Source organism: Flavonifractor sp. An82 (assembly GCF_002159265.1).
Classification (GTDB): domain Bacteria; phylum Bacillota; class Clostridia; order Oscillospirales; family Oscillospiraceae; genus Flavonifractor.
In genome coordinates this window covers 1-26,293 of the sequence record NZ_NFHG01000029.1, presented here as the reverse complement: position 1 = coordinate 26,293, position 26,293 = coordinate 1, and the positions used below count along the sequence as shown (strand labels likewise).

Sequence of the window (26,293 nt, the reverse complement as noted above, 5' to 3'; positions counted from 1 at the left end):
CACGCCCGCGGCCGCCATGCACCATTTCCGCGGAAGCAGTGCACCATTCCAGCGGTGGTGATGCACCATCATCTGCGGTCAAGCTGCACTTTTTGAGCGGCGTACGCAGTCAGAGTACCACTGACCGTCACTGACGTCGGCGAAGGACATGCCGCCGGTAACGGCGGGGCTGCCCTCCAGACGGTAGAGAATGGTGACGATCATGGCCCGGCTGGTAGTCAGGTCGGGGGAGAACCGGTTATTGCCGGTGCCGCCCATCAGACCTTCCTCATAGACATACTGCACCGCGTCATAGTACCAGCTGCCGGCGGGCACGTCGGTAAAGGGCAGCTGGGGCTTGACGGTCTCCGCCTCAAAGACCGCGGAGACGGTAACTGCGGAGACGGGCATGGTAAAGGTATACTTGCCGTTCCCCTGGTGGGTGAGAGATACCGACTTGCCGGAGGCGTCGGACACCCGCAGAGACTGGAGCACATAGCCGGAATTGGGGGTGGCGGTGAGGGTGATCACCTTGCCCGGAACGGCCTGGGAGGCGCTGGAAATCACCTTGCCGCCCAGGGAGCTCTGAATGGTAATGGTTCGGCTGGTGGTGCCGGAGCCGTTATTGCCGCTGTCGGAGCCACCGCCATTGTTGGAGCCGCCGCCGTTGTCGGGGGTGCTGCCATTGTCGGAGCCGCCGCCATTGTCGGAACCATCACCGTTGTCGGAGCCGTCGGAGGGGCCGTCCTGATCCACGGTGTCATAGGTGGTCTCCACGTGGCTGGAATCCACCACCTTTACGCCGGTGGCCTCCTCTACGGTGAATTGGGTGCTGTCGCTTGCGGAGATGGTGCCCAGGGTAAGGGTGCCGTTGTCGGTGAGCACGCCGGACTTGGTGGTGACATAGACGGTGAGCTTGCCGCCCTCCTGCTTGTAGGTGGTATAGATGCCGGGCAGGGTGTCCAGTTCCTCATGGGCTGTAAAATTATAGACGGTATCGCTGCTGGAGAGGGTGAAGGTGGCCTGGAAGCTCTGACAGTTGGAGGGCAGTCCGGAGAAGCCCACCTCCTGGCTGGCAGCCTGGGTGGAGGAGCTCACCAGCCGCAGGCCGCTGGCCGCCGCCGCCCAGGAAGTAAGGGCGGCGGTCAGCAGGCAGAGGGTGAAAAATAAGACAGAGAGCTTGCGCAACATGTTCATCCTTTCGGTTTACTTGAGGTCGCTTTTCAGATCGATGAGAGGCAGATCATCCTCACCGGGGAAGCTGATCCACAGGGTCTGGCTGGTGATACGCTGGCTGTTGGTGCTGCCGGGCTCGTCGGTACGGTAAAATACCGCCCGGATCTCCAGGGGATAGGCGTCGGTGACGCCGTCCTGTTCATTGAGATCCTTCTCGGACTCCAGGTCGGGCACGAAGATAAAGAAGCCGTCGCTGGTGTCGCTGACCGCGCCGTCCGCGGGGATCTCAGCCAGCAGCAGGCCGTAGCCATTCATGGGGCGGGTGATGGTGGTGACGCCGTTGGCCTCGTCAGCCTCGCTGGTGGTGTTGTACACCGCCTCAACGCCCACATAGTTATAGGTGGGATCGCCGCGGTAGGTACCCAGGATCACCAGGGTGCCCGCCTCAATGACCTCGTCGGCCTCATCGCCGTAGCGGTAGTCGTCCTTCAGCAGGCCCACGGTGGCACCCTCGTAGAAGTCCACGCGGTCGCCGGGGTAGTCCAGCAGCTGAACGTTGGCGTCTTCGGGGATGCCGGTGATCTCCAGCACAGCGGCGTCGTAGGTCCAGATGCGGGTGTCGCTCTCGGCGGCGCCGGGCTTATTGAAGTAGGCCACCACGGTGTCGTTGGACAGGGTGCCGGTCTTGGCGGTGGTCCACTCCTCTGCATCGGTGTCGGCCTTCACCTTCACGGTGTACTGGCCGGACAGGCCGCTGCCGGTTACCTTGATACCGGTGACGGGGACAGAGGTGCCGCTCTTCATGGTGATGGTAATGGTGCCGTCTTCCCCGCGCTTCAGGTCGTACAGGCTGGGATCGATGGTCTTGTCGTAGGCCACCCGGACCTCATTGCTCTTGGCCTGGCTGCCCAGGTTGCCCAGCTTGTCCACGGGCACCACAGAGTAGGTGTAGGTCAGGTTGTTGGCAGCGCCCAGATCGTCCACATAGGTGGTCTCGGTGGTAAAGCCGATGACCACGTCGTTGCGGCGGATCTCATAGCCCAGGATCTTGTCACTGTCGGTGTGGCTGATGGTCAGGGTCACCTTGGAATCCTTCACAGAGGCGGAGACCGCAGCGGAACCGCTGGCGGCGCTGCCGCTCTGGAGCCGCCAGGTGCGGGAGGCATCGTTGAGGTACCAGATGGCCCGGGACTCAGGCTGGTAGCCGTCCAGGATGCCCTTTACCTCGTCGCTGAGGGTCATGCCCCAGCGGGTGAAGAACTCGGTAAGGTCGCGCTTTGCCACCTTGGAGGCAATGAGGGCCACCCGCTCGTCGTAGGTATAGCCGCTGTACGCGCCGGACTTCCACAGCTTGAAGAACTGGTTGTAGAAGGCCAGAGGCTGGTCGGCTTCGTCATAGGCCAGATGGAGCTGCCAGTACATGCCCAGCTGCACGAATACGTTGTTGGCGGAGCCGGGGCGGCCCTGAGCCACCTTGTTGAAGATGGTCTCCCAACGCCCGTCCTCGGTGAGGCGGGTGTTCAGGGCCATGGAACTGCCGTCCCAGGCCTGGAGGGCCAGGGAGTAGATGTTATTGGTGATCTCGGCCTTACCCAGCTTGTCCATGTTGTGGCCGATCTCATGGGCGATGCCCCAGCCGAACAGACCGTTGGCCTTGCCCGCACCGGTGGCGGAGGTGGGCTTGCCCTGGACCAGGGCGGAGGTGGAACCGTACTCCACGCCGATGTGGTTGCCGGCAGCGTACATGAAGGCGCCGGCGAACATGCGCATGTAGCGGATGTTCTGGCGGGTGGTCATGGGATACTGATAGCCGGACAGGGCGGCGTCAGAGGCAATGATACCCTGCACCTTGTTGGCGATGAAGAGCTCTTCCTCCCAGGCCAGAATGTTCTGGTACATGGTGTTGACCATGGCGTCCTCGTCATTGCCCACGCCCTTCAGGCCGGAAAGCACCTGGTCGGCGGGGAGGGACAGAAGCACGCTGGGGGTGGAGATCTCGGTAGCGTTGCGGACGTTGGTGGTCAGGCCGGAGGTGGGCAGAGCGGCCACATAGGCGGTCAGATCCTGGACGTAGGTCCGGATGGCATCCTTCCGGTCGGACTCATTCATGTTGTACCAGTTGGACAGCTCCAGCACCGGCATCTCCCAGGCGTTCTGAAGTACACGGACCTGGATCTTGATGTCCTCGGGGTGGCTGCCGGAGTAGGTGAGATAGAGGGGGCCGCCCCGGGTGTCGCTGAGGCTGCCGATTTTCTGAACGCTGATGTAGTTGCGGCCGTTCTTCAGAGCAACAGGGGTGCCCTTCCACACGCCGGACTCGCCGTAGTACTGGGTGGGTACCACATAGACGGTGGCGTCGTCGGGCAGCTGGGCGTAGATGGCCACGGTGGCTCCCGCCTGAGCGGTAATGCCCAGGGGCTGCAGGTCGCTGGCGCTCTGGCCGGCGGCCTGATCGGCGGCAGCGGAAGTGCTGCGGCTCTGGAAGTCGTTCTTTACCAGACCCAGCGCATCGCTGTCCTTGTTCAGCAGGGCCTGGGCCAGATTCAGTTCGTCAGCCAGCCGGGTCCGGTCCATGTAATAGCTGCTCATGGCGGTGAGGCGCTCCCGCAGGGCGGTAATATCAGCCAGCTCCACCTGGCTCTTCAGCGCAGTGAAGGTACCGTCGGTAAAGAGGTCTGCGATCTCATCGGCCAGCGTGTCGCTGTTGTAGAAGGCGATCTCGGAAATGCTGACTCGTGCGCCGCCGCCCTCCACCTCGGCCAGGCCAAGGGTGACGCTTTTGGCCCCCTTGACCTCGGGGAAGGACAGGATGAGATAGCCCTCAGCGGTAATGGCGCTGGCCTGGTAGGAGGCATCCAGCAGGATCTGGCCCTGGGTGTCCCGAATGACCAGAGAGTAGGTCTTGATGATATTCTTGTGAGGGGCAGCCAGATAGGGTACCACCAGCAGGTAGTTCATATCATGAGGGGTATCAAAAGTAAAGGTGATGTTGCTGCTGCGGTACCACTCCTGAGCCACCCAGTAGGTGTTGGGGTCATTGTCGGTGAGGTCTTTGGAGAGGTTGAAGTTGGGGCAGAGCTTCTTATCCACATTGCCGGGATCCTGCATGACAATGGAGGTGATCTCGCTGTTGTCGATGCGGTTGGTCTCGGGCAGGGCGGGCATCTGGAAGCCTTCCTTGTCCGGGGTGCCGGAGGCAATGGCGGAGAAGGGGCCCACACCCTTGTGGTTGCCCGCCTTCACAGCCACCTCGTAAGCGGTGCCGTTGGTCAGGCCGGTGATGACGGCACTGGTGGCGGTAAGGTTGTCCCCCCACTGCTTCCAGCTGTCCCCGCCCTGTTCCCGGTAAAAGACCTGATAGTAGGTGGCGTCCTTGGTCTTGCTCCAGCTGATGCGCAGAGCGGTGTCGGCGGATTCCACCACCAGATTGGAGGGCGCGCCGGGTATGCTGGCGGCCAGAGGCGTAGCGGACAGGACGGCGGAGGGGGTGCCGCTCCAGTCGCCGTTGGTGGCGATGACCTGGAAGTAATAGGTGGTGTTGTTCTCCAGACCGGAGATGACCGTGCGGTTGGTGTTGGCGCTGGCGCTCTGGTTCAGGGCGCTCTTATTGGTGCCGTACTTCACGGTGTAGCCGGCGACATTTTTCACGCTCTCCCACACCAGGGTGATCTCGCCGTCGCCCACGGTGGCAGCCAGGCCTTTCACCTGGGTATCCGCTTTTGTCTCCTCGGACACGATGTCCTTGAGGAACTCGATCTGGGTAACGGTGGCAAATTCAGGCTTGTCGCCCGTCTGACCCTCCACCCTGGTGACGGTGATGGTGACCTTCTTTACCGCCACCTTGGCCCCCAGATTGATGGTGACCACACTCTGGCCGGCGTTGCGGCCGATGGCGTGTACCCCGTCGGGGGCGGAGACGTCAAAGCGGATCTGCTTGGTCTTGATCTGTCCATCTTCTTCATACTCCACCAGAGCGGAACCCGCCTGGATGGCGCCCTCCATGCTGGGGGAGGAGATGGAGATCTCACTCATGGTGACGGAGTTCTCACCGAAATCGATGGGGATGGACAGCTCCTCAGCCGTTTCAGAGGGCTTGAGGGTCACGGACTGTTCCCCGGTAAAGAGGTCGGTCACATTGCCGCCTTCCACAATGAGCGTGTCGCCGTGGGCTACCGTTGGGGTTACGATGGCGGCGGTGGACAGTACCTTGGCCTCGCCGGTCACATACATCATCTTATTAACATAAGACAGGTCGGTAATATCCACCTGATTGTCGCCGTTAAGGTCGTAGACCGCCAGCTCCGCGATGTCCTTGGTGCCCAGGTGGGCGGAAAGGGCCTCCAGATCCTCTCTGTCCACATGGCCGCTGCCGTCCACGTCGCCCAGGGAGAAGGTACCGTCGGAGGTGCTCATCAGCACATGCTGGGAGTAGTCCTGGAGGACGACCTGGGCGGAGCAGTCGGTGTAACCCGTGCCGGTCACTTCCATCTCGTAGGTGCCCAGAGGCAGACCGGAGATGACGGCCTCATAGGCGCCGATTCGCCCCTCGGTGGTCATCTCCACCCCCTGGGCGTTGAGGGCCTTTACCGAAACTGACAGGCCGTCGGCCCCGTCAGCGGTGCCGTTTTTCAGAAAAACGGTAATGTTCTTGCCGTTGCCGGTCAGGGTAAGCTGAATATTCCGATCCGTTACTTCATTCATCCGCTGGGGCAGATCAAAGTTCAGGGTCAGGGCAATGGAGCCGGTGGCCTCCTGGTCTGTCTCGACGGAGTACGCCTGACGGCCGGAGTCAGCCGCAGATGCGGCGGGCAGCCAGGTGGCACACATGCCTGCCGTCATAGCCAGACTGAGCAGACCGGAAATGACGCGACGTGAATGCATCAAAGTAGTCAACCTTCCTCTCTTTGTGATTGATGGATTATCCAGCGAAATCGCTGTCGTCATGGATTATGTTGTAAGGGTCCCGAAAGGCAAAGAAAAACAATGACAGGATAAGTCCCAGGCAGATTTGCTTCAAAGTGATTCCTTATTAACATAACAACGGGAATTATAGCCGAAGTTCCCAGCCCGTTCAAGGGCAAACATGGGGTCCACACATTTTTGTCAGAGATAGTAAAAAAACATATAAAACCTACTAGTTATATGGGAATATGACCAAAGGCTGATGCCGCAAAAAAGGAATAAACTGGATCATAAAGCAAATGAAAAAAGGGACCAGCCGCCAGAGGCGGCTGGTCCTGTTGTAAAAACGTATGGGAGCGATTGGATCAGGCGATCACGGTAAAGCCGGACAGGGTGACCATGCCGGCAAAAATGGCGGCGGGGATGACGCCCAGCCAGATGTTGCCGTACTTGCGATAGATATAGGTTACCACACCGGTAGTGCCGCCCATCATGTAGCAGTAGCCGAAGGCAAAGTCCAGAGAGCCGCAGCTGGTGTTCTGGCCGGTGCCATAAATATCAATCTGGGGAATCAGGGTCTGGCCGGTGCCGATGATCAGGCTGCCGCCGTACTGGATGAACAGCAGAATGAACAGGGCGGCAGCGGTCATAACAGTGTTGACAGCCACGGCGATCCACAGATCCTTGCGCTCATTGCCGGTGGAGGGGAGCACCCGCTGGCCCATATTGCCGATGAACATGACCACGAAGATGATGATCACATACTCAGTTTATTTTCATAAGTACGTACTTCCAAAGCAAGGGAAGGGTCTTCAGATGCACCAATCGTTTCCAGAAGGAGTTGATACCACTGGAGAAACTCCTCCATAGTGGTCAATTCCCGGCAGTAAGTTTGCACCACATAACGTGCCAGTTCTGGACGTTGTTTCTTGATACGAACTCCGTCGATGGTTACATACTGCCGGTAGATGGCGCGCTCTGCTTTCCGGCGGTAATTCTCCGGGATACTCTCATCTGTTAAAATGTCCCGGATGGGCTTGCGCTCGCCCTTGGTCGTCCGGATCATGTCCAGATAGTTGTAGGTTTCCCGCGGCTCATCAAAAGCCAGACGAAACTCCTCGTATGAAAACTCATAACGGTCATACAGAGCCAGGTAACGGTCCTCCATGAGTACAGGCCGACGGGACAAAGCACGTTTTATGATTTGCCGTACCCGCTCACGGGAAATTTCATAGCGCCGCCCAATCTCATCCAGAGTTTCTCCCCGCAGTTTGGACAGCAGGAAATCTTTGGTACGTTCGTCTGAGATATTCTGTGCAAACTCCATTGCGGTGGGGAGACGGCGCTGCACCAGGTCTCCCTGGATTCGGATACGGTCCTGACTTTCCAGCTCTGACAGCAGACCGTCCAGCACATCACCGGAGGTATATGTGGGCATGGCAGACAGGATTGCAGGTGTACTGATTCCAAATTGGTGTCCATCCACCAAGCGAAGAATTGCCTGACAACTTGTTGTGCGAATGTATTCTCTCTGCCAGAGACAGGAAATCAGCTCCTGATCAACGGCTTCTGGATTTTCGCTGCGGCAGATGATGGCTTCCTTCCAAAGGAAACCGGGCTGCAGCCCGGTGAATTGAGCGAGCTCAAGAAGAAATTGGTGCAGCGGGCTTTCTGCATCAACATCGACATTGGCGCCGGGGCCGTCCGTTCCATTCACCGCTGGCTGCGGCGGAAGATGGGATTCCACTTGGAACGCGCATTCCAGTTCCTGCAGCAGTTCACTGCGCTTTTCCAGTACGCTCTCAATGGTTTTGGCTCCCATATTGCGCAAGTTTCTCAGTTCCTCCGGCGCCGCTTGCACCAACTGCAATCCGGTATAGATTTCTCCATTTTTCAGCGAATTAACTGCTCGGACATTGAGCCCCATCCGTTCCACGTACAGCTTATCCAACTGTGCGGCAATACGGACAGGGGCACTTTCGGGCGGGTAGTGCTGGATATTTTTGATGCATTCGGAGAACTGCTTTTCCTGGGGCTTTTCTGGCAGAGGCGCAGTTGGTATCAGTTCGGTCGCGGTCGGCAGGCTTCTGCATGCTACGAGGGAAAAGCGACTGCTGCCAGTACGGATCTCTTCCAGCACACCTAAAAGCTCGCTTACAGACTTGGCACCTAAATTAGGAAGATTTTTCCATTCCTCTGCCGGGAAGTCCAGCACCTGTCCAATGGTATCGATGCCATTTCGGCGGAGACAATTGTAAGTACGGTTAGAAAAGGAGAGAAATTCAATACTAGAGTAGTAATAAGGAGACGATAATGCCTATGACTTCATTGAAGAGATTGGGAGGAAAGCTGAGAGCCGCCCGCAAGAAGAAAGGTCTTACCCAGCAAAAGCTCGCGGATCTGAGCCATGTTTCCCTAAAACATATTCAAAATTGCGAACGGGGCAAAAAGAACCCATCTTTTGAGATTTTGCAAGCACTCGCTAAGGTACTGGACATCTCTCTGGATTCTTTGCTTGCTCCTGATATGCTGGAAGATGAACAAGCCGCAAACGAAATGCGGCAAATCTATCTTTCGTGTCCCCCTGTTGCCAGAAGGGCGCTGTTGAACTCGACCCGTGTGTTGGCCAGCGAACTAAAAGATATGGTCCAAACGGCCGAGCCTGTTTCAAACGTAGACACGAAAAACAAATAAGCCGATGGAGGAGTGCAGATTCCTCCATCGGCTTGTTTTTTGCTGCTACGCAGCCACCGCTATGTTACTTGTCTGCACGCAGCACATCTGCCAGCTTCTTCAGCCCGCGCCGGATGCTCTCACGGACCCGACTGGGGTGGACGCCTTCCGCGTGCGCAATTTCCACGGCGGTCATGCCCAGGTAAAACCGGGCGTAGATGCGCTTAGCCTGCTTCTCCGGCAGGGCCATCACCGCAGCATACAGCTGTTCCCGTTGCTGCTTTTCCTCCAGCAGTTCCTCCGGGGTAGGCGTATGCGGAAGGGCTGCCTTTTCGATGCCGTTTCCGTAATCCAGGGAGTAGTGGGCCTTATGCCGGAACTTCCGGCGCTCGTAGGCAACTTCCGCCCGCTGGCTGGAGCTGATCACCGCCCATACTTCGTCGGCCACTTCTACAAAAGTATCGGTATTATATGTATCGGGATACAGTTCCCGCAGATTGATCTCTTTCATTAGTGCCTCCATTTCGATTCACAGGTTGACGGGTGAAGCGAAGCGGAGGCGGCGAGCGACACCGTTCGGGAAAATACCCGAAAAAACGACAAGGAAAAGCGCCAGCTTCCGAAGTACGGCGGCTGGCGCTTTTGAAAGAGGTTTGATAGTGCTTCTGAACCAGCCACGATAGTGCCTGTTCATAAGCAGATGGGGGCCGATTGACGGTCAGGCTTTTTTTGGCAGGTAAATCCCTGCCGAATTATGTCGAAGTCCTCTGTGCTCCACGGCGGTTCCTCCTGTAAACCGCCGCTCTACTCAGTAGAAGGGCGTCGTTCTGGATGAAGCACAAAAAGAGCGGCGGCCTTGATAGACGCAAAGCCGCCACTCTCTAAATTTGGGCATAACTACCACCTGCTGAACGACGGCTTTTTTTCTTTGCCGCCATCCGGCAGACAGGTAAACTAATAAACAGGAATATAACTATTTTTGAGTGATATTGTGAACTGGTTGAGGGCTACATAATTCATTAAAACACACAAATAGTTTAATGGTGTGGCAACTCCTTGACGTGCTGGCATCCTTGTACGATGATGGAGCGCACATGGTCATCTGCCAAAATGTAAAGGATTGTTTTTCCACTTCTGCGTCTGCGTACCAGCCCATTCATACGTAAAACGTGGAGGTGATGAGAGACGGCAGATTCCGACATATCGAGTCTACCCGCCACATCACTGACACAGGCTTCGGTAGCGCATATCTGGAATAAAATCTTCATCCGGGAAGGGTCCCCAAGAGCCTTAAATAATTGTGTCAGGTTTTCCAACTCCTGCCCGTGTGGTTCATTGGGCCAGATTTGACTCATTAGGGACCCTCCCATCGTATAGTTTTTCAAAAGCCTTAAAGGTTCTTTACGAACAGGGCGCGGATGGCATTCAGAACGGCAAGGATCATCACGCCCACATCCGCAAAGACGGCCAGCCACATATTGGCGAAGCCAAGAGCCACCAACACCAGGCAGATCAGTTTCACGCCGATTGCCACCACGATATTTTGGTAAACAATGCGCAGGCACTTGCGGGAAATCTTGATGGCCGTGGAGATCTTCATGGGATCGTCGTCCATCAGCACCACGTCGGCAGCCTCAATGGCTGCATCGGACCCCATCGCGCCCATGGCGATACCGATGTCCGCACGGCCCAGCACCGGCGCGTCGTTGATGCCATCGCCCACGAAGGCCAGCTTCGCCTTCTCCGGCTTGTCTTTCAGCAGGGCTTCCACTTTTTCCACCTTGTCGGCGGGGAGAAGCTGACTGTACACCTGATCGACTCCCAGGTCCTGGGCCACCTGGTCGGCCACTCGCTTGGCATCGCCGGTGAGCATGACGGTCTTTTGCACGCCAGCCGCCTTCAAGGCCTGGATCGCTTGCTTGGAGGTGGGTTTCACCACATCGGAGATCACGATATGCCCGGCATATTTGCCGTCAATCGCCATGTGGATGATGGTGCCCACGCTGTGGCAGTTGATGTAGTCCACACCGATACGCGCCATCAGTTTGTCATTGCCGGCAGCCACGGTGTGCCCGTCAACCTTGGCAATCACGCCGTTGCCGCTGATCTCCTGGATGTCGCTGACACGGCTGCGGTCGATCTCCTTGCCGTAGGCTTTCTGAAGACTCTTGCTGATGGGATGGCTGGAGGCGGACTCCGCCAGGGCAGCGTATTCCACCAGTTTGGCGTTCTCCATCTCGCTGTGGTGGATGCCGTTGACTTCAAATACACCCTGGGTCAGGGTTCCGGTTTTATCGAACACGACAACCTTGGTCTGGGACAGGGTTTCCAGATAGTTAGACCCTTTGACCAGTACGCCTGCCTTGCTGGCTCCGCCGATACCGGCGAAGAAGGACAGCGGGATACTGATGACCAGCGCGCAGGGACAGCTTGCCACCAGGAAGGTCAGTGCGCGATAGATCCAGGTTTCCCATCCGGCATCCAGGCCGAGGGCAAACATCCGAACCAGCGGCGGCAGAACGGCCAGAGCCAGTGCGGCGTAACAGACAGCCGGGGTATAAATTTTGGCAAAGCGGGAGATGAAATCTTCCGACTTAGACTTGCGGGAGGAGGCATTTTCCACCAGGTCAAGGATTTTGGAGACAGTAGATTCTCCGAATTCTTTTGTGGTCTTGATCTTCAGCACGCCGGTCATGTTGACGCAGCCGCTGATAATTTCGTCGCCTGCTTTGGCGTCTCGGGGCAGAGATTCGCCGGTCAGGGCCGCCGTGTTCAGGGTGGACACACCCTCGGTCACCACGCCGTCGATGGGAACTTTCTCGCCAGGCTGCACCACGATGATGGAGCCAATCTCCACCTCGTCCGGGTCCACCTGCTCCAGCTTGCCGTCCCGCTCGATGTTCGCGTAATCGGGGCGGATGTCCATCAGGTCGCTGATGTTCCGGCGGCTTCTGCCCACGGCGTAGCTCTGGAACCATTCGCCCACCTGGTAGAACAACATAACTGCAATGGACTCCAGATAATCACCATTCTCATAGACGGCCAGAGCCAAAGCACCGATGGTGGCTACCGCCATCAGGAAGTTCTCATCAAATACTTGGCCGTTGCGGATACCTTTGAATGCCTTTCGCAGAATATCATAGCCAATGATGAGGTAATCGACCAAATAGAGCGCCAATCGTACCCAGCGCCCGGCAGCGCCCAGCTGGTCAAAGACGCTGGAGCCCAAAGTTTGCAATGCCAGCAGCAATACCGTTGCAGTCAGTATTCTTCCCAACATGATTTTCTGTCTCTTTGTCATGCCGCTGCTGGGCCGCTGGCCAATCAAGAGAAGGATCACGGATAATACCGCGACCACGATCAGCAAGCCGCTCTCAATCATTTCTTGCATATCGCTCTTTCCTTTCCATAATTGCTTAATCGTTTACTTGTTCATTAACAAAAGTGCCCCTTCCGCCCGTAGCGTCCGGGGCACCTGTGGGGGATGGCTCTTACAGGAAGATCTCGCAGTCGGGCTCCACCTTTTTGCAGGCTTTCTGCACCGCAGCCATCACGCTGGCAGGCTCCTGACCTTCAGCAAACTCCACGATCATCTTCTGGGTCATGAAGTTCACCGTAGCGTTCTGCACACCGCTGGTCTTGCGGGCGGCATCTTCCATCAGGTTGGCGCAGTTGGCGCAGTCTACTTCGATCTTATAAGTTTTTTTCATTTTGAAAACTCCTCTCTTAATTTGATTCTGTTATCAGAACAATTAAATCATCGTTTAACTGTATCTTCATCATACACGGACAATGCCTTATCGTCAATGCCTTTGAAAGCAATCCTTCCGTTTGGGTAAAAGGTTCTGCCACTTGGGTAAAATGCAACTTCTATCGACACATTTCAGTGCCTTGATAAGGGCAACCGGCACATCTATCGCGGTTTTCTTTGCGCCGTTTCACCATGCGCCGCAGAGACCAGATACTATACGCTGCCAATATGGCAAGCAAAATCAAAGATGCCATACAAACCTCCTATCTCAATTTGGTGTGCTTCGTAAAATCAGCTTACTTAAAACAATACAAGCGATCCAATCTGATACACTACAAAGGTAACGATCCATGCCACCACCAGTTGGAAGAGAGCAGTGAAGCCCATCCATGCCCAACTGCCTGACTCCTTGCGGATAGTAGCCAGAGCCGCCGCACAGGGGATATAGAGCAAGCAGAACACCATCAGGCAGAAGGCATTGAGAGGCCCGAAGCCGATACCGTTCAATGCAGATGCAAAAGCACTCATCCCCTCTGGCGAGCTGGCGTTGACAATGCCGAACAACACAGCACAGCTGGACACCACCACTTCCTTGGCGGAGACACCGGCAATCAGAGCCAAGGCAATCTGCCAGAAGCCCAAGCCAATGGGGGCAAAGAAGGGAACCAGCCACTTACCAAGCATGGCCCCGAAACTCTGTGCCATATCCGGGGAATAGCCCTGGGGGCCAAAGTTCAACAGGAGCCAGATGGCCAATGTGGCAATAAAAATTGTAGTACCTGCCTTTTCCAGGTAATCCTTGACTTTCTCCCACACATAGATGGCCACCGTCCGTGAATCGGGCAGCTTATACTCTGGGAGCTCAATCATCAGGTAATTGACGCTCTTTTTCCGGTCCAGCAGGTGGATGACGGCGGATACCACAATGGCAACGACGATGCCGATCAAGTACATGGAGTAGGCCACCACCATGGCGTTATCCCCGAAAAACATCTCAGAGAACAGGATGTAAATGGTCAGTCGAGCATTGCAGCTCATGAAGGGTGTCACCAACATGACCTTGAAGCGATCCCTCTTGTTTTCTAGCGCACGGGATGCCATAATAGCGGGCACGGTACAGCCAAAGCCCAACAACATAGGGATGAAAGCTTTACCGGAGAGCCCCAGCTTACTCATAACGCCCTCCATCACATAGGCCACACGAGCCATATAACCACTGTCCTCCAGCAGTGCCAGGCACAAAAACAGGATCAGGATGTTGGGCAGGAAGGTGACGATGGTACCCACACCGCCGATGATACCATCTACAACCAGTGAAGTGAGGATTGTCCCGGCGTGAACCGCCGTTAAACCACGTTGCGCCACGCTGGAGAGCCAGTCAATGCCCAGCTCGAAATAGCCCTTGAGCCAGTCGCCGATGGTGAAGGTCAAAAAGAAGGTGATGGCCATAATCCCCAGAAAAATGGGGATACTCCACACCTTGCTGGTGAGAAGCTTGTCTGCCCGTTCGGTAAGTTTGTCCTGGCGTTCTTTGTGGAGCAGAACTTCTCCTATAATCTCCCCGATGAAGTCGTACTTCTGGTTGATGATGTCCGACTCATAACTGCGATCCAACACCTTGGGGAGATCCACCGGGTACTTCTCCGTGATCTCCTTGTCTCCTTCCAGCAGCTTCAGCGCGTGCCAACGGTAGTTAGTCAAGCCAGGGTAGCGGCGCTTCAGCTCCGGCATGATTTGGTCGATTTTGTCCTCAATTTCGTCGGAATAGACCATGGCATATTCCGAGTGGTGATCGTGCTGGTGTTTGGAGCAAACCTTGTGGTGGTGGATCAAGCAGTCCGGGTCGGTACAATCTTTGTGGTGGGCGGCGGCATGGAGCAAGATGTCCAACCCACGGCGTTTCCGGGCGGAGACTGGAACCACCGGGATGCCCAGCATCTCCGGCAGACGGTGCAGGTCGATCTCCATGCCCCTCTTTTCCACAATGTCCATCATGTTCAAGGCCAGCACCACCGGCTTCCCCAGTTCCAACAGTTGCAAAGTTAAATAGAGACTGCGCTCCAGTGCGGAGGCATCCACCACATTGATGATGACATCTACCTCGTCGCTGAGAATGAACTGCCGGGAGACTGTCTCCTCCATAGTGTAGGAGGTCAGGCTGTAGGTGCCGGGCAGATCTACAAGGTGAATGGTGAGGTCGTGGTCCTTCATCACGCCTTCCACCTTCTCCACGGTCACGCCAGGCCAGTTGGCTACCTTCAGATTGGCTCCGGTATAGGCATTGAACAGGGTGGTCTTGCCGCAGTTGGGGTTGCCGATAAACCCAATGGTCATTTCATGCTCACTCATATGTGCCGCCTTCTTCCACTGTGATATTTTTCGTGATGTTATAGCCTAGGGCAAAGCGGGTGCCCCGCAGCTTGATAATTAAAATTCCCTTCCCTTTTCGGTTCAGCACCGAAACGGCGGTCTGCCGGGTCATCCCCAGAGCCTCCAGACGCCGCTCCAACTGAAAAGGCAAATGGATGGATTCTACGGTGTAGGTTCGCCCGATCAGCGCATCCTTCAAAAGCATTTCTCTCACCTCTCGTTATCAATAAAACAATCATTTAATCGTTGTATCCACATTGTAGGTCGGAAGAATTTGAAAATCAATGGGTGGGGTACAAATTCTTCTGAGCGGGCAAAGAAAACTTCTGAACGGGTAAATACTTATATCTATGCAAAAAGGTTCTGACATTGAAACGCAGCTCAATGTCAGAACCTTTTCTATTATCCGAATTATTCTTCTCTGTTGCGCCGTCCGGTGTTCTCCGAGCCGCGCACTTCCTCATGGTAAAAGTAATCCACGATGACCGGATGCCCAGGCTCTGCCCGTCCGTATGGCAGTTCGTTGTCTACAAAGAGGCAGTTGTATTTTTTTGCCAGCTCTTCTGCCTTTTCCTCCAGTGCATGAAAATAGCTACGGTTGCCCTTGTTATAGATTGTGTCATACAGCGGATAAAGATTAGTGTATTTCTTTTGAATATAATCTAAAATTTCTTTTTTGAAAGCACCCCGCAAGTTCAGATTCTCCAACCACACCAGGTCACATTGATTTTTTGTCCGATGAAAGATGGCCTCGAAGTCTGTGATACCTGGAAAGACAGGAGCGATAAAACAGACTGTGCGGATGCCCGCATCATAAATCTGCTTCATGGCATCCAACCGCCGCTTGATACTGACGGCGTTGTCCATATCGCTTTTGAAATCCTCGTCTAGCGTGTTGATTGACCAGGAAACCGTGACCTTTTCCATCCCCTTCAGCAAGTCAATGTCCCGCAGAACCAAATCAGATTTTGTACAGATCAAAATCTCCGCGCCGCTGTCTTTTAACTGCTCCAAGAGCCGTCTGGTGTTGCAAAACTGCTCCTCTTGTGGTAGGTAGCCATCGGTCACAGAGCCGATGACTACACGCAGCCCCTGATACTTTTGCGAATTTTTGATTACCGGCCAGTGCTTCACATCCAGAAATGTGCCCCAAGGTTCGGTATGCCCGGTAAATCGCTTCATAAAAGAGGCGTAACAGTATTTGCAACCATGGGTACAGCCCACATAAGGGTTGACGGAATAGCCGCCCACCGGCAGGGCGGATTTTGTCATAATATTTTTGGTTTCAATATTTCGAATCAGGATTCCATTTTCCTTTATTTCTGCCATGTAGCCTGTTCCTCCAATACCCGCCGAAAGGCCAGTGGCAGCTCCTGCACCATCTGCGCCTCGCCCATGATGGGCAGCAGGTCCTCCTTCATAAAGACAGGGATACCCAAAGCATGGGCCTGGTCCGTCAGGTTCCACACCCACTCCGGCTTGGACACGGATTTACCCTTCCGCCGCCCCGTCTCGGTGCCGATGACGATCCACTCGATGCCGGAGAAGTCCACTTCACCAATCTCATCAAACATGGGCTCAAAGGATACCTGATAGTGTCCCCCGTGGATATGCTCTTTCATCGCCTGGATGCGGCCTTTCTCTTTGCTGGACGTGACAGTCACTCCAAACCAAGCATTGTCCAGTGAGGTGGAGAACGAAATGGTTTCCGGGCGCTTGGTCAGAAAAATGTACTGGTGCTGCGGGTTCTGGGCCATTTTATCAAATACTTCGTCCCGCCATTCTGGTTCCCAGAAGGCAAAATCGCTCATCCCAGTCAGAAGAAAATTGTGGGGGCGCTGATTGTCCATCAGCCGCAGCTTATTCGGAAAAAATTCCGGTTTCTCGAAATCATCGATCATATGGAACCGCCGGACATTGTTCCTTGCATAGCAGTAGCTGCACCCGATGGGACAGCCGATGACCAGGTTCATATTCTGAATCAAATCCTTAATGCAGACCGACATCGGCCGCCTCCTCTCTGGTATTGCGAAAGAATCAGCCCTCCACGGCGGGCGCAACCTTGCCGAAGCCGTTCCAGGCATACAGGCCCTTCTTGCTCTCATCGCCCAGGAACTTGTCCACCTGGCAGATGTGCAGAATATGGTCGCCCACTTCCACCGACTGCTGCAGGGTAGCCACCATCGCCAGCTTGGTGTCCGCCGGAATCTGAATTTCGCTGCCCTCCACAGCCATCATCTCGATGTTGTTGGCTGCCACCTTGTCAGTCTCGGCGCCGGTGGACGCTCCACAGGCCATGACAGTCTGCACCAGGCTCTCGCCGGGAACGGTGACGATCACCTTGCCAGTCTGGCGTACCTGCTTGCCGGTGTGGGACTGCTTGCCGGTGGCGAAGCCCACCATCGGCGGGTTGAAGGAGAGGTAGGACACAAAGCAGATGGGAGCCAGGTTCGTGGTGCCGTCCTCCTTTTTGGAGCAGATCAGCGTCAGAGGGTTGGGGGAGGAGAGGACAGTGGCCTCCATAATGTTCAGTTCTTTCATGGTATTCAGACCTTTCTTAAAATTTTTAGTTGTTGACGACATGGTCAACTTGCGGTATATTTATTATACCTGATAAAACAATTCAATCAAGTACGCAAAATATTTATATCTGGTATCAAAAAAGATACTACTTGTAGAATGGAGTAAAATATCATCATGACCTATGAAGAATTTACTGAGAAAGTGAGCAGCGTGATCCTGACAGAGAGTGGAAAGTGCCCGGTCACGCCGGTGATCCAGATGCTTCAGGGGAAATGGAAACTGCAAATTCTCTACGAATTGTGCATCAAATCCCCGATGCGATTTGGGGAGCTGAAGAAGATGCTGAAACCCATTACCAACACCGCCCTGACCAATGCCCTGAAGGAGCTGGAGACCAGCGAACTGGTCCAGCGCATTCAGTACAACGAAATGCCGCTACGGGTAGAATACTCCTTAACGGAGAAGGGGCGGGATCTACTGCCTGTCTTTTATGCGATTTCCCAGTGGGGCTTAAAATATATCCCATAAAGATGAGGGCGCGGCCTTGAAGCCACGCCCTTTTTTGCGCTCTCATTCACCCGAAAGAAACGCCTTGAGCCGCGCTTTCTGATTCCGAAAATCCTCCATGCCCATATCGTACAGCGCTTGCTCATCCGCCTCCTTCATGGAGTAGGTGCTGACACGGAAGGGGTGACTGGGAGCCAGGACAAAGGCCTTTCCCGCCAGCTCCAGGGCGAACACATCCTGAAAATTGGCATTGTAGACGGTGTGCCGCCGGTCCAGGGCGGCCACGATGTTTGGATACTTCCGGCAGCCCCAGCGATAGAGATGACGCATCCCCTGGGGCTTCTTCACATAATCCCGGTTCTTGGAGAGGATCACCACCAGCTTGTCGCATCCCCGCTCCAGCGCCCGGCGGACGGGAATGGCGTCTGTCAAACCGCCATCGAAGTAGGGCACCCCATTCAGTTCCACCGGGTGGCAGGCCACCGGGATGGCGCTGGACGCCATGATCAGGCGGTAATCGTCCTGCTTCATGGCGTCCTTGCCAAAGTATTCCGGCTTGCCCGTCAGCGCGTTGGTGACCACTGCTTCGTATTCCGTGGGATTGGCCAGAAACGCTGGAAAGTCCAGCGGGTCTTTCCCGTCCGCCCGCGTCAGATCCCCATAGATATGCTGGATGCCGAACAGGTCGCCTGTCTTCAGTAAACTTTTCAGACCGAAGTATTCCGGGTCATGGATGTGCTCGGTAAAGAAGCGCAGGTTGCGCCCTCGCTGCCCGGCCAGATAGGACACCAGATTCCCGGAGCCTGCCGAGACACCAATGCAATAGTTGAAGGTGATTCCCTCATCCAGAAACAGGTCCAAAATGGCGGCATTGTAGGCGCACTTCATGCCGCCGCCCTCCACCACCAGTCCAATTTTTTGCTGTGTACTCATTTCTGCTGTCTTCCTCTCAACGATTTGCACTCTGCTTTGGATACAGATCCAGCCCCTCTATTTTCTTGTGATACCGCTCCAAAATATCCTGCAAGGTGATCGACGCCATTTTCTTCTCCGCCGCCTGCTGGACCTCCTGGTAAAAGTCTGCAATGGATAGCTGGATATGGATGCCTACGCCACATTCCGGGTTGGTATCCACATCCATGTGGAGCAGCGGCTTGTTCCCCTCCACTGCCCGATAAACATCCAGCATGGTGATCTCCTCCGGGGGGCGGGTCAGGCTGGCGTTGGCCTGGCCTTGTGTGTTGGTAAGCAGCCCGGCATTTTTCAGCGCGGCCATCAGTTGCCGGATGTAGGCCGGGTTCGTCTTTACACTCTCGGCAATGCGGGCGCTGGTGAATCGCTCGTCTGGCCCCAGGCTGAGGAACGCCAGGATGTGGAGCGTATCGCTCAACTTTGTGGAATATTTCATGCCTTCACCCCCAAAAATCTGCTTTCCCATTTTGTAAATTTCAAAATTACATGATACAATACAACCATGTAATTTTAATAATAACATCTTTTGAAAGGAAAGTCAATCATGCTGAGGAAATGCAAGACTTTATGTCAAGACACCATTCATACTCAAAATGTAGAAACGCTGGTAGAAAAAATCGCCCAGTCCGATGCCATACTGGTGGGGCCGCTGCGGGGATGTCGGCGGCCTGCGGGTTCGATTTCTTCTACCACAATGATGCCATGTTTCAGAAATATCTGGGAGATTTCCACAAAAAGTACGGCTTTGTGGGTGCCTTTAATGGATTTTATTATCATTACCCTTCATCCGAAGCGCGCTGGGCATTTTTGGCCCGTAATGGATATATGGAGTACGAATGTCCCACTGGCAAGCCCTACTACGACCTGATGGAGCTGCTGCGGGGGAAAAACTACCATATCATGACCACGAATCAGGACTTCCAGTTTACCCGCGTCGTGCCGGAAGAAAAACTCAGCGCCATCCAAGGGGATTCCCGCTTCTTCCAGTGCAGCCGTCGGTGCCATGATGAGCTGTTCTATAACCATGATATGATCTATGCCATGAACGACGCTATTGATGAAAATCTGTGTATCCCCACCGAGCTGATCCCCCGTTGTCCCAAATGTGGTGCAGAACTGGAGCCTTGGGTGCGCGGCTACACCTTTCTGGAAGGTCAAAAATACCGGGATGAGTACCGCAAGATCAATGAATTTTTGCAGGCCAACAAGGACCGAAAGATCCTGTTTTTGGAACTGGGCGTGGGCCGCATGACGCCTATGTTTATCCAGGAGCCCTTCTGGAACCTGACCTATGCACTGCCCCAGGCGTTTTATATTACTGTCAACCCCAAGGACGCCTTGCTTCCGCAAGAGCTGTCCAGCAAAGGGCTGGCCATCAAGGGGGACATTGCCATCGTACTGCGGGATGCGGTGAAAACCGCATCGGGCGAGAGGATGGATGATAGATACCAGGATGAAAACTGAAATCGAATATCTGGCCGAATTGATCCAGCAGGCTGACGCCATCGTGGTGGGGGCAGGCTCCGGCCTTTCCAGCGCGGCGGGATATAATCACTATCACTGGATGCCTGCCATAGAATCATACCTGCAGGAGTTCAAAGAATACTACCAATTCACATCACCATTTGCAGGGTTCTACTACTGCTATTCCTCGTTGGAGCAACAGTGGGCCTATTATGCCAAATATATTTATAGTATGTGGCACCTGCCTACCGGTCAGCCGTATCTTGACTTGCAGGCCATTCTTGCAGACAAAGATTGCTTTGTGCTGACCACCAATGTGGATGGACAATGCAGGCGAGTATTTCCCCAGGAGCGGCTGTGTGAGTACCAGGGAAACATGGGATATTTTCAGTGTTCCCAGCCTTGCCACGAGCATATTTACGAAAACCGGGACGCCGTTGAAGCCATGAACAGAGCACTGCAAGGCATGGTTTTGCCCACCCATCTGCTTCCCCGCTGCCCTGCGTGTGGGCGAATCATGGTTCCCTGGGTACGGGATGACACTTTTTTGGAGGGAACCGCCTGGCAGGAAGGTGTCGCGCGTTACCATGCGTTCCTCCGCCATTGGCTGATGGAGCAGACCGGGAAGAAACTCCTGCTGCTGGAGCTGGGCGTGGGCGAAATGACGCCCAGCATTATCAAGCTGCCCTTCTGGCAGTTGACCGCCCAAAACGAGAATGTATTTTACGCCTGCCTGAATCAAAAAGATTCTCATGCGCCGGAGCACCTCAAAGGGAAAAGCCTCTATTTGCAGGGGGATCTGGCAGAGACACTGTCCCGGCTGCGGCAAAAATTATGCAAAACTGGCAGTGTGTCGAGATAAGAGAAAGGAGCGTTTGTATGGAAAATTTGAAACCTGTAGTGGAAGCCATCCATGCAGCAGATGCCATTTTGATCGGGGCCAGCAACGGACTGTCCATCACAGAAGGTCTGCATCTCTTTGCTGATAACCAAGCCTTCGAGGAATTGTTTGGTGACCTCAAGCGAAAATATGGCCTGCGGTGCATACTGCAAGGCATGGGAGCCCGCTGGCCGTCCGAGGAAGAAAAGTGGGGGTTCTGGTCCCGCCTGATCCACCACTACTGCGGCGAATACAAATCCACGCCGGTCATGCAGGATCTGCGGGCCATCGTGGGCGATAAGGACTATTTTATCGTTACCTCCAACGGAGAGTGTCACTTTGAGATGAGCGGCTTTGCCCCGGAGAAAATCTATGAGGTCGAGGGGAACTGGCTGACCATGCAGTGCGCCCGCCCCTGCCACGACACGCTGTACCCCACGCTGGAACTGGCCGAGAAGATGGCTTCCGCCGAGCAGGGAGGGAAAGTCCCTTCGGAACTCGTTCCCCGCTGTCCCCGGTGCGGCGGGCCGATGGAGGTCCATATGGAAGGCGGCCCCAACTTCATCCCCGACACCGCAGCCCAGCAGCGGATGCAGGCATTTTTACACAAGTACCACGGCAAGAAGCTGGTGGTGCTGGAACTGGGCATCGGCTGGCGCAATCAGCTCATCAAGGCTCCGCTCATGCGTCTGGTGGCGCAGGAACCCAATTCCGTCTATGTGACCATCAATCTGGGCGAAATCTACATCACCGATGACATCAAAGCCCGCTCCTTTGGATTGGACGGTCCTTTGAGCAATATTCTGTCCGCACTCCGGGGGGTGTGCGGCGTATGAAGATTCCAGAAGCTATAAAATGTGACTATGACCGTTGGGACCGCTTCTTGGAGCAGCAGGTGGAGTTTTCCCTGAAAGGCAGCGAAAAGCACACCAAAGCCCACTGCGCGCGAGTGCTGTTGTATGCACTTCTAATTGCGGAAAAGATGAATTTGTCCCCGGAACTGTGGGACGCACTCGGCGCTGCGGCGGTTTTTCACGACTCCCGCCGTCAAGATGACTGGCTGGATGTAGGACATGGGCAGCGGGCGGCCGATTACTATAAAAAGTTCTGCCGGAGCAATCCTCTTGTTTATGACGAGCGCGTTTATCGGATCATGGCGTATCACGACCGGGAGGACGGCCTTGGAGAAGGCGCGCTCGCTGGCTTTGAACACGGCGTCCTGCTCTATCGGATTTTTAAGGATGCCGATGCCCTGGACCGCTATCGCTTGGGAGAAAATGCCTTGGATGAGGCCATGCTTCGTACTGCGCCAGCCCACAACCTGACGGATTTTGCACGATGCTTGGTTGCGGAATCGGCACATATTTGAAGCACCTGGAAAATGCGTGCATTTGCATTTCAGTGGTTCCTGCCTATTCTATATCAAAACAAAAAAGAGAGGATGTATCATGATGAAAGTTGGAATTATTCGCTGTATGCAGACGGAGGATTACTGCCCTGGCGTCGCGGATTTTAAGGCGATCCGGGAGCATACCGGCTCCTTCCAGGGAGAGGACAACATCGAGATCGTCGGTTTTATCAACTGCGGCGGCTGCCCAGGCAAAAAGTCGGTTTTGCGCGCCCGCAAATTGATTGAACTGGGTGCTGATACCATTGCGTTCGCCTCCTGTATCCAGAAGGGCACGCCTATCGGGTATCCCTGTCCGTTTGCCAAACGAATGAAGGATTTGGTCCAGAAAGAGGCAGGGGAAAATATTCGGATTTTGGATTACACGCACGACGTTCCGAAGGCAGAGTAAACGCAAATGGGTTCCTTATTCCTTCACGATGTGGTATGATTTTGAAGAAGGGAGGGACCCGATATGCCGCAAGCGCATCTGCCTCATAATCATGGTCAGGCATTAGAGAGAGCATTCGATCATATGCCCCGCGCAGATGATTTTCAAACCGTTGCCGATGTTTTCAAGCTGCTCAGTGATGGAAACCGCATTCGTATCTTCTGGTTACTGTGTCATTGTGAGGAATGTGTCATCAATCTTTCGGCGATGGTACAAATGAGCAGTCCTGCTGTGTCTCATCATTTGAAACAGTTGAAGGCAAGCGGTTTGATCGTGAGCCGCCGTGAAGGAAAGGAAGTCTACTACAAGGCGGCCGATACAGAACCAGCCCAACTGCTCCATCATACGATTGAAAAATTGGTAAAGATCATCTGCCCCACAGAAGGTTCACGAGAGGAGGTCTTGCATGAAGCCTGAAGAACGATTTCATATTGAGCAAATGTTGAGAGATGTTCCTTCCGGCGAGTTATCCATAGTGCGCCATTTTGCTTCGGAGCAAGGTCCAACCCTCTTGACCGATCAGTTTTCGGCCAAGACTTCTGGGAAAGGCAAGGTGGAAACATATGTACTTTTCCCTGGAATAGAAGCGTCTTATAATATTTTTCTGGCCCCTCAAATAGCATTCCATCATGACGCTTCCGCTTCCATGCTGGAATTGTTCCACTGCCGCAGCGGACGGGTCGGCTGGAATATGCGTGGCGGTACGGCCATCTATCTGGGCGCAGGCGACATGACGGCGCACAGCACCGCTTGCTGCGCCGATTCCGACATGATGTTCCCATTGGGGTATGCACAAGGGATTTCAATTTCTGTCGATTTGCAATACTTAGCGACAGATTGTCCAGACATAGTACAGGAAGCTGGTGTAGATCCTACGAGATTGCAGAGTATGTTTTGTGACGGGAAACCAGTTGCCATTTCTGCTTGTCCAGAGTTGGATCGGATTTTTGCTTCCTTGTATTCTGTCCGTTCCGAGATACTTTACCCCTATCTCAAACTGAAAGTTCAAGAGCTGTTAATCTATCTGAACGATTTTCAGTCCACTCGAAAATGTCTGACACAATATTTCTCCCAGCAGACAGAACTGATTAAAGAAATCCATCAGTTGCTGACGGAGCATCTGGATCAGCGTTTTACGATTGATGAGCTTTCCAAGCGGTACTTGATCAACACCTCCACGTTGAAAGAGGTGTTCAAGGCTGTATATGGTCTGCCAATCGCCAGCTACATGAAAGAATATCGGATACGGCAGGCTATGAAACTGCTGCGGGATACGGATACGACCATCGCTGATATTGCCGCACAGGTAGGGTATGAAACCCAAGGAAAGTTTTCTAAGGCGTTCAAAGATGTAGTACAGGTGCTACCCACCCAGTACCGAAAAGAATGCGAAAAATCGAATAAGATGTAAGCGCAACTAAAATCGGCAAGCAATGCCTGTGGCTATCCAAATAGCCCCACGCGCTTGTTGAGGGAAGTCCCCCAAGCCCCCTTTGAACACAGATTTTCAATCTGTGGCTGCGCGTTCTGACGAACGCTTTTGACCATGACCGGCTCACCGCTGGTCATGGTCTTTTTCTTTCTGTGGCGCATCGGTCCTGTCTATCGTCAGGACTCGATCTACATTGTTCTTTACGGTCAGCAATTCCCGCATTTTATCACGGGCCTGCCGGTATTCACCGTACATCTTTTTCTTATCCGCCAGCAGCTCGGCATACTCGGTCTGAAGCTCCTTGATAGTGGGCAGTTTCTTCACGTTCAACTCATCGAAGGCTCTCTTTGCCGCCTGATGCAGCCGGATCTCGTCCTCATGCTCCGCGTAGAATTTCCGAGAGTATCCGGCCTTTCGGTAGGCCACATAGGTCTCGCGGTTTTTTGCGTAGTTGACGATGTGCGTGCGCAGCACGGCGATCTCAGCCATGCGCTTTTCGGCCGCCTTAATCTGCGCAGATAGCGCATTGTATCGGGCTGTTGCCTCTGCCGTTTTTGTTTCCAGGTCGGCATAGTCCAGTAGGCCGTGTTCGGACAGATAGTTGAGGGTCTGAGCCATCTGCTTGAGGTTGAACACCTTGGCCCAGCGTGCATACCCAGCGCCTTTCCCGGCCTGCAATTTTGCCTGGATGTCTACCAGCAGATTGACCTTGGGCGGAGCAGCCTGCACGGCAGTTTCCTTTCGGGGTGTATGCTCCTTTTGCCCGGAGAGGACGGCAAGCAGATCGTCCAACGTGTAGCCGTCACCCAGCCGGTCAAAGCGGACGTTGTTGCCCCAGCCCTCCGCGCTGATGGAGATGGTTTTGCCGCGCCGGTGGACGGTGAAGCCGTCCTGCTCCAGCAGGCGCAGCAGCTCCTCCAGGCTGGCCGGTTTCTGTGCCAGCGCCCGGTCGATGGCCTGGCGCAGCTGCTCCTTATGGAAGGGCTTGGCCGCGTCGCCCAGCCACTTGTTGTAGCTCTGTCCGCGCCGCTTGGGAGCCTCCACGATGGAGTAGCCGTTTTCGATACAGATGGTGTCGCTCAGGCGGTGGACAGCGCGGGTGCTGCCCCAAAAGTTGCGGAACTTACGGTCACACTCCAGCGTGGTGGAGTTCCATATAATATGGTTGTGGACGTGGGCTTTGTCAATGTGGGTACAGACGATGAAAGCGTGCTTGCCTTTGGTAAAGCGCCGGGCCAGCTCCACGCCCAGCCGGTTTGCTTCCTCCGGCGTAATCTCGCCCGGCACAAAGGACTGCCGCAGGTGGTAGGCAATCACGTCATCCTTGCCACGCACCCGGCCGGTGCGGGCAGCGTAGGTCTGCTTGTCCAGCAGGAACTGGGCATCGGCCACGCGGCTATCGCACTGATAGCTGGTGATGAGCCTGCCGTGGTCGGTCTTGTCTGGATTTTTTACATAGTCGATGATGTCGCTGATTGCCTTGCCGACGGTGCGGCCCTTGCCAGCGTGCAGCGGGATAATGCGGGTGGTGGCCATGACTCTTCCTCCTTCCATCGGAAATGCGTTTGATATTGCGTGCAAAATCTCGTATAATAAAAAAATATAAAACCAACATCGAAAGGGGGCTGTTGCTCCTATGACAGAAGCCGAACTTCTGAAGCTGATCGAGGACGGCGAGAACATCCAGGTAGAGTTTAAGAAATCCACCACTGAAATCACGAAGTCTGCAAATAAAAAGTCAACAGGGAATTGAGGAAAGTTTGCAACCTTAGTAGGAGGCGAAAGAGAGCAAAACAAAAAGACCGCCGCGCAAGCGCCGGTCAAAT

Annotated in this window: 25 protein-coding genes; 9 read left to right on the top strand and 16 right to left on the bottom strand. The window is 54.6% G+C overall.

Annotation, left to right across the window (positions count from 1 at the left end):
- Nucleotides 1-78 precede the first annotated feature (78 nt).
- The 4 genes from B5G34_RS19325 to B5G34_RS17020 all read right to left on the bottom strand — a co-directional run bounded on the left by B5G34_RS19325 (nt 79) and on the right by B5G34_RS17020 (nt 8,197).
- On the bottom strand, nt 79-1,170 hold the full coding sequence (locus tag B5G34_RS19325) for an S-layer homology domain-containing protein (RefSeq protein ID WP_242957108.1): 1,092 nt from the start codon (nt 1,168-1,170) through the stop codon (nt 79-81).
- 15 nt (nt 1,171-1,185) lie between these two features.
- Nucleotides 1,186-6,036: a M60 family metallopeptidase gene (locus B5G34_RS17030; RefSeq protein ID WP_242957110.1), complete on the bottom strand. Its 4,851-nt coding sequence runs from the start codon at nt 6,034-6,036 to the stop codon at nt 1,186-1,188.
- 386 nt (nt 6,037-6,422) lie between these two features.
- On the bottom strand, nt 6,423-6,818 hold the full coding sequence (locus tag B5G34_RS17025) for a hypothetical protein (protein ID WP_087340297.1): 396 nt from the start codon (nt 6,816-6,818) through the stop codon (nt 6,423-6,425).
- On the bottom strand, nt 6,815-8,197 hold the full coding sequence (locus B5G34_RS17020) for a DNA-directed RNA polymerase subunit alpha C-terminal domain-containing protein (RefSeq protein WP_162609520.1): 1,383 nt from the start codon (nt 8,195-8,197) through the stop codon (nt 6,815-6,817). The genes B5G34_RS17025 and B5G34_RS17020 overlap by 4 nt, the downstream gene beginning before the upstream one ends.
- Before the next feature lie 173 nt (nt 8,198-8,370).
- Between B5G34_RS17020 and B5G34_RS17015 the strand changes: the two genes are divergently transcribed.
- On the top strand, nt 8,371-8,751 hold the full coding sequence (locus B5G34_RS17015) for a helix-turn-helix transcriptional regulator (protein ID WP_204245982.1): 381 nt from the start codon (nt 8,371-8,373) through the stop codon (nt 8,749-8,751).
- 64 nt (nt 8,752-8,815) lie between these two features.
- On the opposite strand, the gene B5G34_RS17010 is transcribed toward B5G34_RS17015, so the two are convergent.
- The 9 genes from B5G34_RS17010 to B5G34_RS16965 form a co-directional block, all read right to left on the bottom strand.
- Nucleotides 8,816-9,241: a sigma factor-like helix-turn-helix DNA-binding protein gene (locus B5G34_RS17010; RefSeq protein WP_087340293.1), complete on the bottom strand. Its 426-nt coding sequence runs from the start codon at nt 9,239-9,241 to the stop codon at nt 8,816-8,818.
- Nucleotides 9,242-9,767: 526 nt separating this feature from the next.
- Entirely contained in the window at nt 9,768-10,085 is a 318-nt protein-coding gene (locus B5G34_RS17005; RefSeq protein WP_162609519.1) for a metalloregulator ArsR/SmtB family transcription factor, read from the bottom strand.
- Nucleotides 10,086-10,120: 35 nt separating this feature from the next.
- Entirely contained in the window at nt 10,121-12,121 is a 2,001-nt protein-coding gene (locus B5G34_RS17000; protein WP_087180542.1) for a heavy metal translocating P-type ATPase, read from the bottom strand.
- Between the two features lie 100 nt (nt 12,122-12,221).
- Nucleotides 12,222-12,440, bottom strand: coding sequence for a cation transporter (locus B5G34_RS16995; protein ID WP_058966170.1), 219 nt, complete (start codon nt 12,438-12,440; stop codon nt 12,222-12,224).
- Nucleotides 12,441-12,781: 341 nt separating this feature from the next.
- Nucleotides 12,782-14,830, bottom strand: a complete 2,049-nt coding sequence (gene feoB, locus B5G34_RS16985) for a ferrous iron transport protein B (protein ID WP_242957107.1) — start codon at nt 14,828-14,830, stop codon at nt 12,782-12,784.
- A complete protein-coding gene (locus B5G34_RS16980; RefSeq protein ID WP_087180540.1) occupies nt 14,823-15,056 on the bottom strand; it encodes a FeoA family protein in 234 nt (77 codons plus the stop codon). Before B5G34_RS16980 ends, feoB begins: the two co-directional genes overlap by 8 nt.
- A 206-nt stretch (nt 15,057-15,262) precedes the next feature.
- A complete protein-coding gene (locus B5G34_RS16975; protein WP_087180539.1) occupies nt 15,263-16,180 on the bottom strand; it encodes a radical SAM mobile pair protein B in 918 nt (305 codons plus the stop codon).
- Nucleotides 16,168-16,857, bottom strand: coding sequence for a radical SAM mobile pair protein A (locus B5G34_RS16970; protein ID WP_087340290.1), 690 nt, complete (start codon nt 16,855-16,857; stop codon nt 16,168-16,170). Before B5G34_RS16970 ends, B5G34_RS16975 begins: the two co-directional genes overlap by 13 nt.
- Nucleotides 16,858-16,888: 31 nt before the next feature.
- Nucleotides 16,889-17,392, bottom strand: coding sequence for a flavin reductase family protein (locus tag B5G34_RS16965; protein WP_087340288.1), 504 nt, complete (start codon nt 17,390-17,392; stop codon nt 16,889-16,891).
- 156 nt (nt 17,393-17,548) lie between these two features.
- Here B5G34_RS16965 and B5G34_RS16960 point away from each other — a divergent pair, with 156 nt between their 5' ends.
- Nucleotides 17,549-17,902 carry a helix-turn-helix domain-containing protein gene (locus tag B5G34_RS16960; RefSeq protein WP_087340287.1) on the top strand — a complete coding sequence of 118 codons (354 nt, stop codon included), beginning with the start codon at nt 17,549-17,551 and terminating at the stop codon, nt 17,900-17,902.
- Between the two features lie 42 nt (nt 17,903-17,944).
- Here B5G34_RS16960 and B5G34_RS16955 read toward each other — a convergent pair whose 3' ends face one another.
- A complete protein-coding gene (locus tag B5G34_RS16955; protein WP_087340285.1) occupies nt 17,945-18,814 on the bottom strand; it encodes a patatin family protein in 870 nt (289 codons plus the stop codon).
- 16 nt (nt 18,815-18,830) lie between these two features.
- Nucleotides 18,831-19,289 (bottom strand): Rrf2 family transcriptional regulator, encoded by a 459-nt coding sequence (locus B5G34_RS16950; RefSeq protein ID WP_087340301.1) that lies wholly within the window; start codon nt 19,287-19,289, stop codon nt 18,831-18,833.
- A 389-nt stretch (nt 19,290-19,678) separates the two neighbouring features.
- Here B5G34_RS16950 and B5G34_RS16945 point away from each other — a divergent pair, with 389 nt between their 5' ends.
- The 7 genes from B5G34_RS16945 (at nt 19,679) to B5G34_RS16915 (ending at nt 24,446) form a co-directional block, all read left to right on the top strand.
- Entirely contained in the window at nt 19,679-20,317 is a 639-nt protein-coding gene (locus tag B5G34_RS16945; RefSeq protein ID WP_242957106.1) for a hypothetical protein, read from the top strand.
- Entirely contained in the window at nt 20,307-21,179 is an 873-nt protein-coding gene (locus B5G34_RS16940) for an NAD-dependent protein deacetylase, SIR2 family (RefSeq protein WP_242957105.1), read from the top strand. Before B5G34_RS16945 ends, B5G34_RS16940 begins: the two co-directional genes overlap by 11 nt.
- Nucleotides 21,180-21,196: 17 nt before the next feature.
- Nucleotides 21,197-22,033, top strand: coding sequence for an NAD-dependent protein deacetylase, SIR2 family (locus B5G34_RS16935; protein ID WP_087340281.1), 837 nt, complete (start codon nt 21,197-21,199; stop codon nt 22,031-22,033).
- Nucleotides 22,030-22,566, top strand: coding sequence for an HD domain-containing protein (locus tag B5G34_RS16930; RefSeq protein ID WP_087340279.1), 537 nt, complete (start codon nt 22,030-22,032; stop codon nt 22,564-22,566). Before B5G34_RS16935 ends, B5G34_RS16930 begins: the two co-directional genes overlap by 4 nt.
- Before the next feature lie 82 nt (nt 22,567-22,648).
- Entirely contained in the window at nt 22,649-22,996 is a 348-nt protein-coding gene (locus tag B5G34_RS16925; protein ID WP_087340277.1) for a CGGC domain-containing protein, read from the top strand.
- Nucleotides 22,997-23,059: 63 nt separating this feature from the next.
- A complete protein-coding gene (locus tag B5G34_RS16920) occupies nt 23,060-23,452 on the top strand; it encodes a metalloregulator ArsR/SmtB family transcription factor (protein WP_087340275.1) in 393 nt (130 codons plus the stop codon).
- Nucleotides 23,442-24,446, top strand: coding sequence for an AraC family transcriptional regulator (locus B5G34_RS16915; RefSeq protein ID WP_087180526.1), 1,005 nt, complete (start codon nt 23,442-23,444; stop codon nt 24,444-24,446). Before B5G34_RS16920 ends, B5G34_RS16915 begins: the two co-directional genes overlap by 11 nt.
- 144 nt (nt 24,447-24,590) lie before the next feature.
- Here the strand turns inward: B5G34_RS16915 and B5G34_RS16910 are convergent, their stop codons facing one another.
- Entirely contained in the window at nt 24,591-26,003 is a 1,413-nt protein-coding gene (locus tag B5G34_RS16910; protein ID WP_087340273.1) for a relaxase/mobilization nuclease domain-containing protein, read from the bottom strand.
- Between the last annotated feature and the right edge of the window lie 290 nt (nt 26,004-26,293).

Bases quoted from the DNA above. Each gene is read 5' to 3' on its own strand.
- B5G34_RS19325 (WP_242957108.1), bottom strand. From the start codon at position 1,170: ATGTTGCGCAAGCTCTCTGTCTTATTTTTCACCCTCTGCCTGCTGACC.
- B5G34_RS17030 (WP_242957110.1), bottom strand. From the start codon at position 6,036: ATGCATTCACGTCGCGTCATTTCCGGTCTGCTCAGTCTGGCTATGACG.
- B5G34_RS17015 (WP_204245982.1), top strand. From the start codon at position 8,371: ATGCCTATGACTTCATTGAAGAGATTGGGAGGAAAGCTGAGAGCCGCC.
- B5G34_RS17010 (WP_087340293.1), bottom strand. From the start codon at position 9,241: ATGAAAGAGATCAATCTGCGGGAACTGTATCCCGATACATATAATACC.
- B5G34_RS17005 (WP_162609519.1), bottom strand. From the start codon at position 10,085: ATGAGTCAAATCTGGCCCAATGAACCACACGGGCAGGAGTTGGAAAAC.
- B5G34_RS17000 (WP_087180542.1), bottom strand. From the start codon at position 12,121: ATGCAAGAAATGATTGAGAGCGGCTTGCTGATCGTGGTCGCGGTATTA.
- B5G34_RS16995 (WP_058966170.1), bottom strand. From the start codon at position 12,440: ATGAAAAAAACTTATAAGATCGAAGTAGACTGCGCCAACTGCGCCAAC.
- feoB (WP_242957107.1), bottom strand. From the start codon at position 14,830: ATGAGTGAGCATGAAATGACCATTGGGTTTATCGGCAACCCCAACTGC.
- B5G34_RS16980 (WP_087180540.1), bottom strand. From the start codon at position 15,056: ATGCTTTTGAAGGATGCGCTGATCGGGCGAACCTACACCGTAGAATCC.
- B5G34_RS16975 (WP_087180539.1), bottom strand. From the start codon at position 16,180: ATGGCAGAAATAAAGGAAAATGGAATCCTGATTCGAAATATTGAAACC.
- B5G34_RS16970 (WP_087340290.1), bottom strand. From the start codon at position 16,857: ATGTCGGTCTGCATTAAGGATTTGATTCAGAATATGAACCTGGTCATC.
- B5G34_RS16965 (WP_087340288.1), bottom strand. From the start codon at position 17,392: ATGAAAGAACTGAACATTATGGAGGCCACTGTCCTCTCCTCCCCCAAC.
- B5G34_RS16960 (WP_087340287.1), top strand. From the start codon at position 17,549: ATGACCTATGAAGAATTTACTGAGAAAGTGAGCAGCGTGATCCTGACA.
- B5G34_RS16955 (WP_087340285.1), bottom strand. From the start codon at position 18,814: ATGAGTACACAGCAAAAAATTGGACTGGTGGTGGAGGGCGGCGGCATG.
- B5G34_RS16950 (WP_087340301.1), bottom strand. From the start codon at position 19,289: ATGAAATATTCCACAAAGTTGAGCGATACGCTCCACATCCTGGCGTTC.
- B5G34_RS16945 (WP_242957106.1), top strand. From the start codon at position 19,679: ATGGAGTACGAATGTCCCACTGGCAAGCCCTACTACGACCTGATGGAG.
- B5G34_RS16940 (WP_242957105.1), top strand. From the start codon at position 20,307: ATGAAAACTGAAATCGAATATCTGGCCGAATTGATCCAGCAGGCTGAC.
- B5G34_RS16935 (WP_087340281.1), top strand. From the start codon at position 21,197: ATGGAAAATTTGAAACCTGTAGTGGAAGCCATCCATGCAGCAGATGCC.
- B5G34_RS16930 (WP_087340279.1), top strand. From the start codon at position 22,030: ATGAAGATTCCAGAAGCTATAAAATGTGACTATGACCGTTGGGACCGC.
- B5G34_RS16925 (WP_087340277.1), top strand. From the start codon at position 22,649: ATGAAAGTTGGAATTATTCGCTGTATGCAGACGGAGGATTACTGCCCT.
- B5G34_RS16920 (WP_087340275.1), top strand. From the start codon at position 23,060: ATGCCGCAAGCGCATCTGCCTCATAATCATGGTCAGGCATTAGAGAGA.
- B5G34_RS16915 (WP_087180526.1), top strand. From the start codon at position 23,442: ATGAAGCCTGAAGAACGATTTCATATTGAGCAAATGTTGAGAGATGTT.
- B5G34_RS16910 (WP_087340273.1), bottom strand. From the start codon at position 26,003: ATGGCCACCACCCGCATTATCCCGCTGCACGCTGGCAAGGGCCGCACC.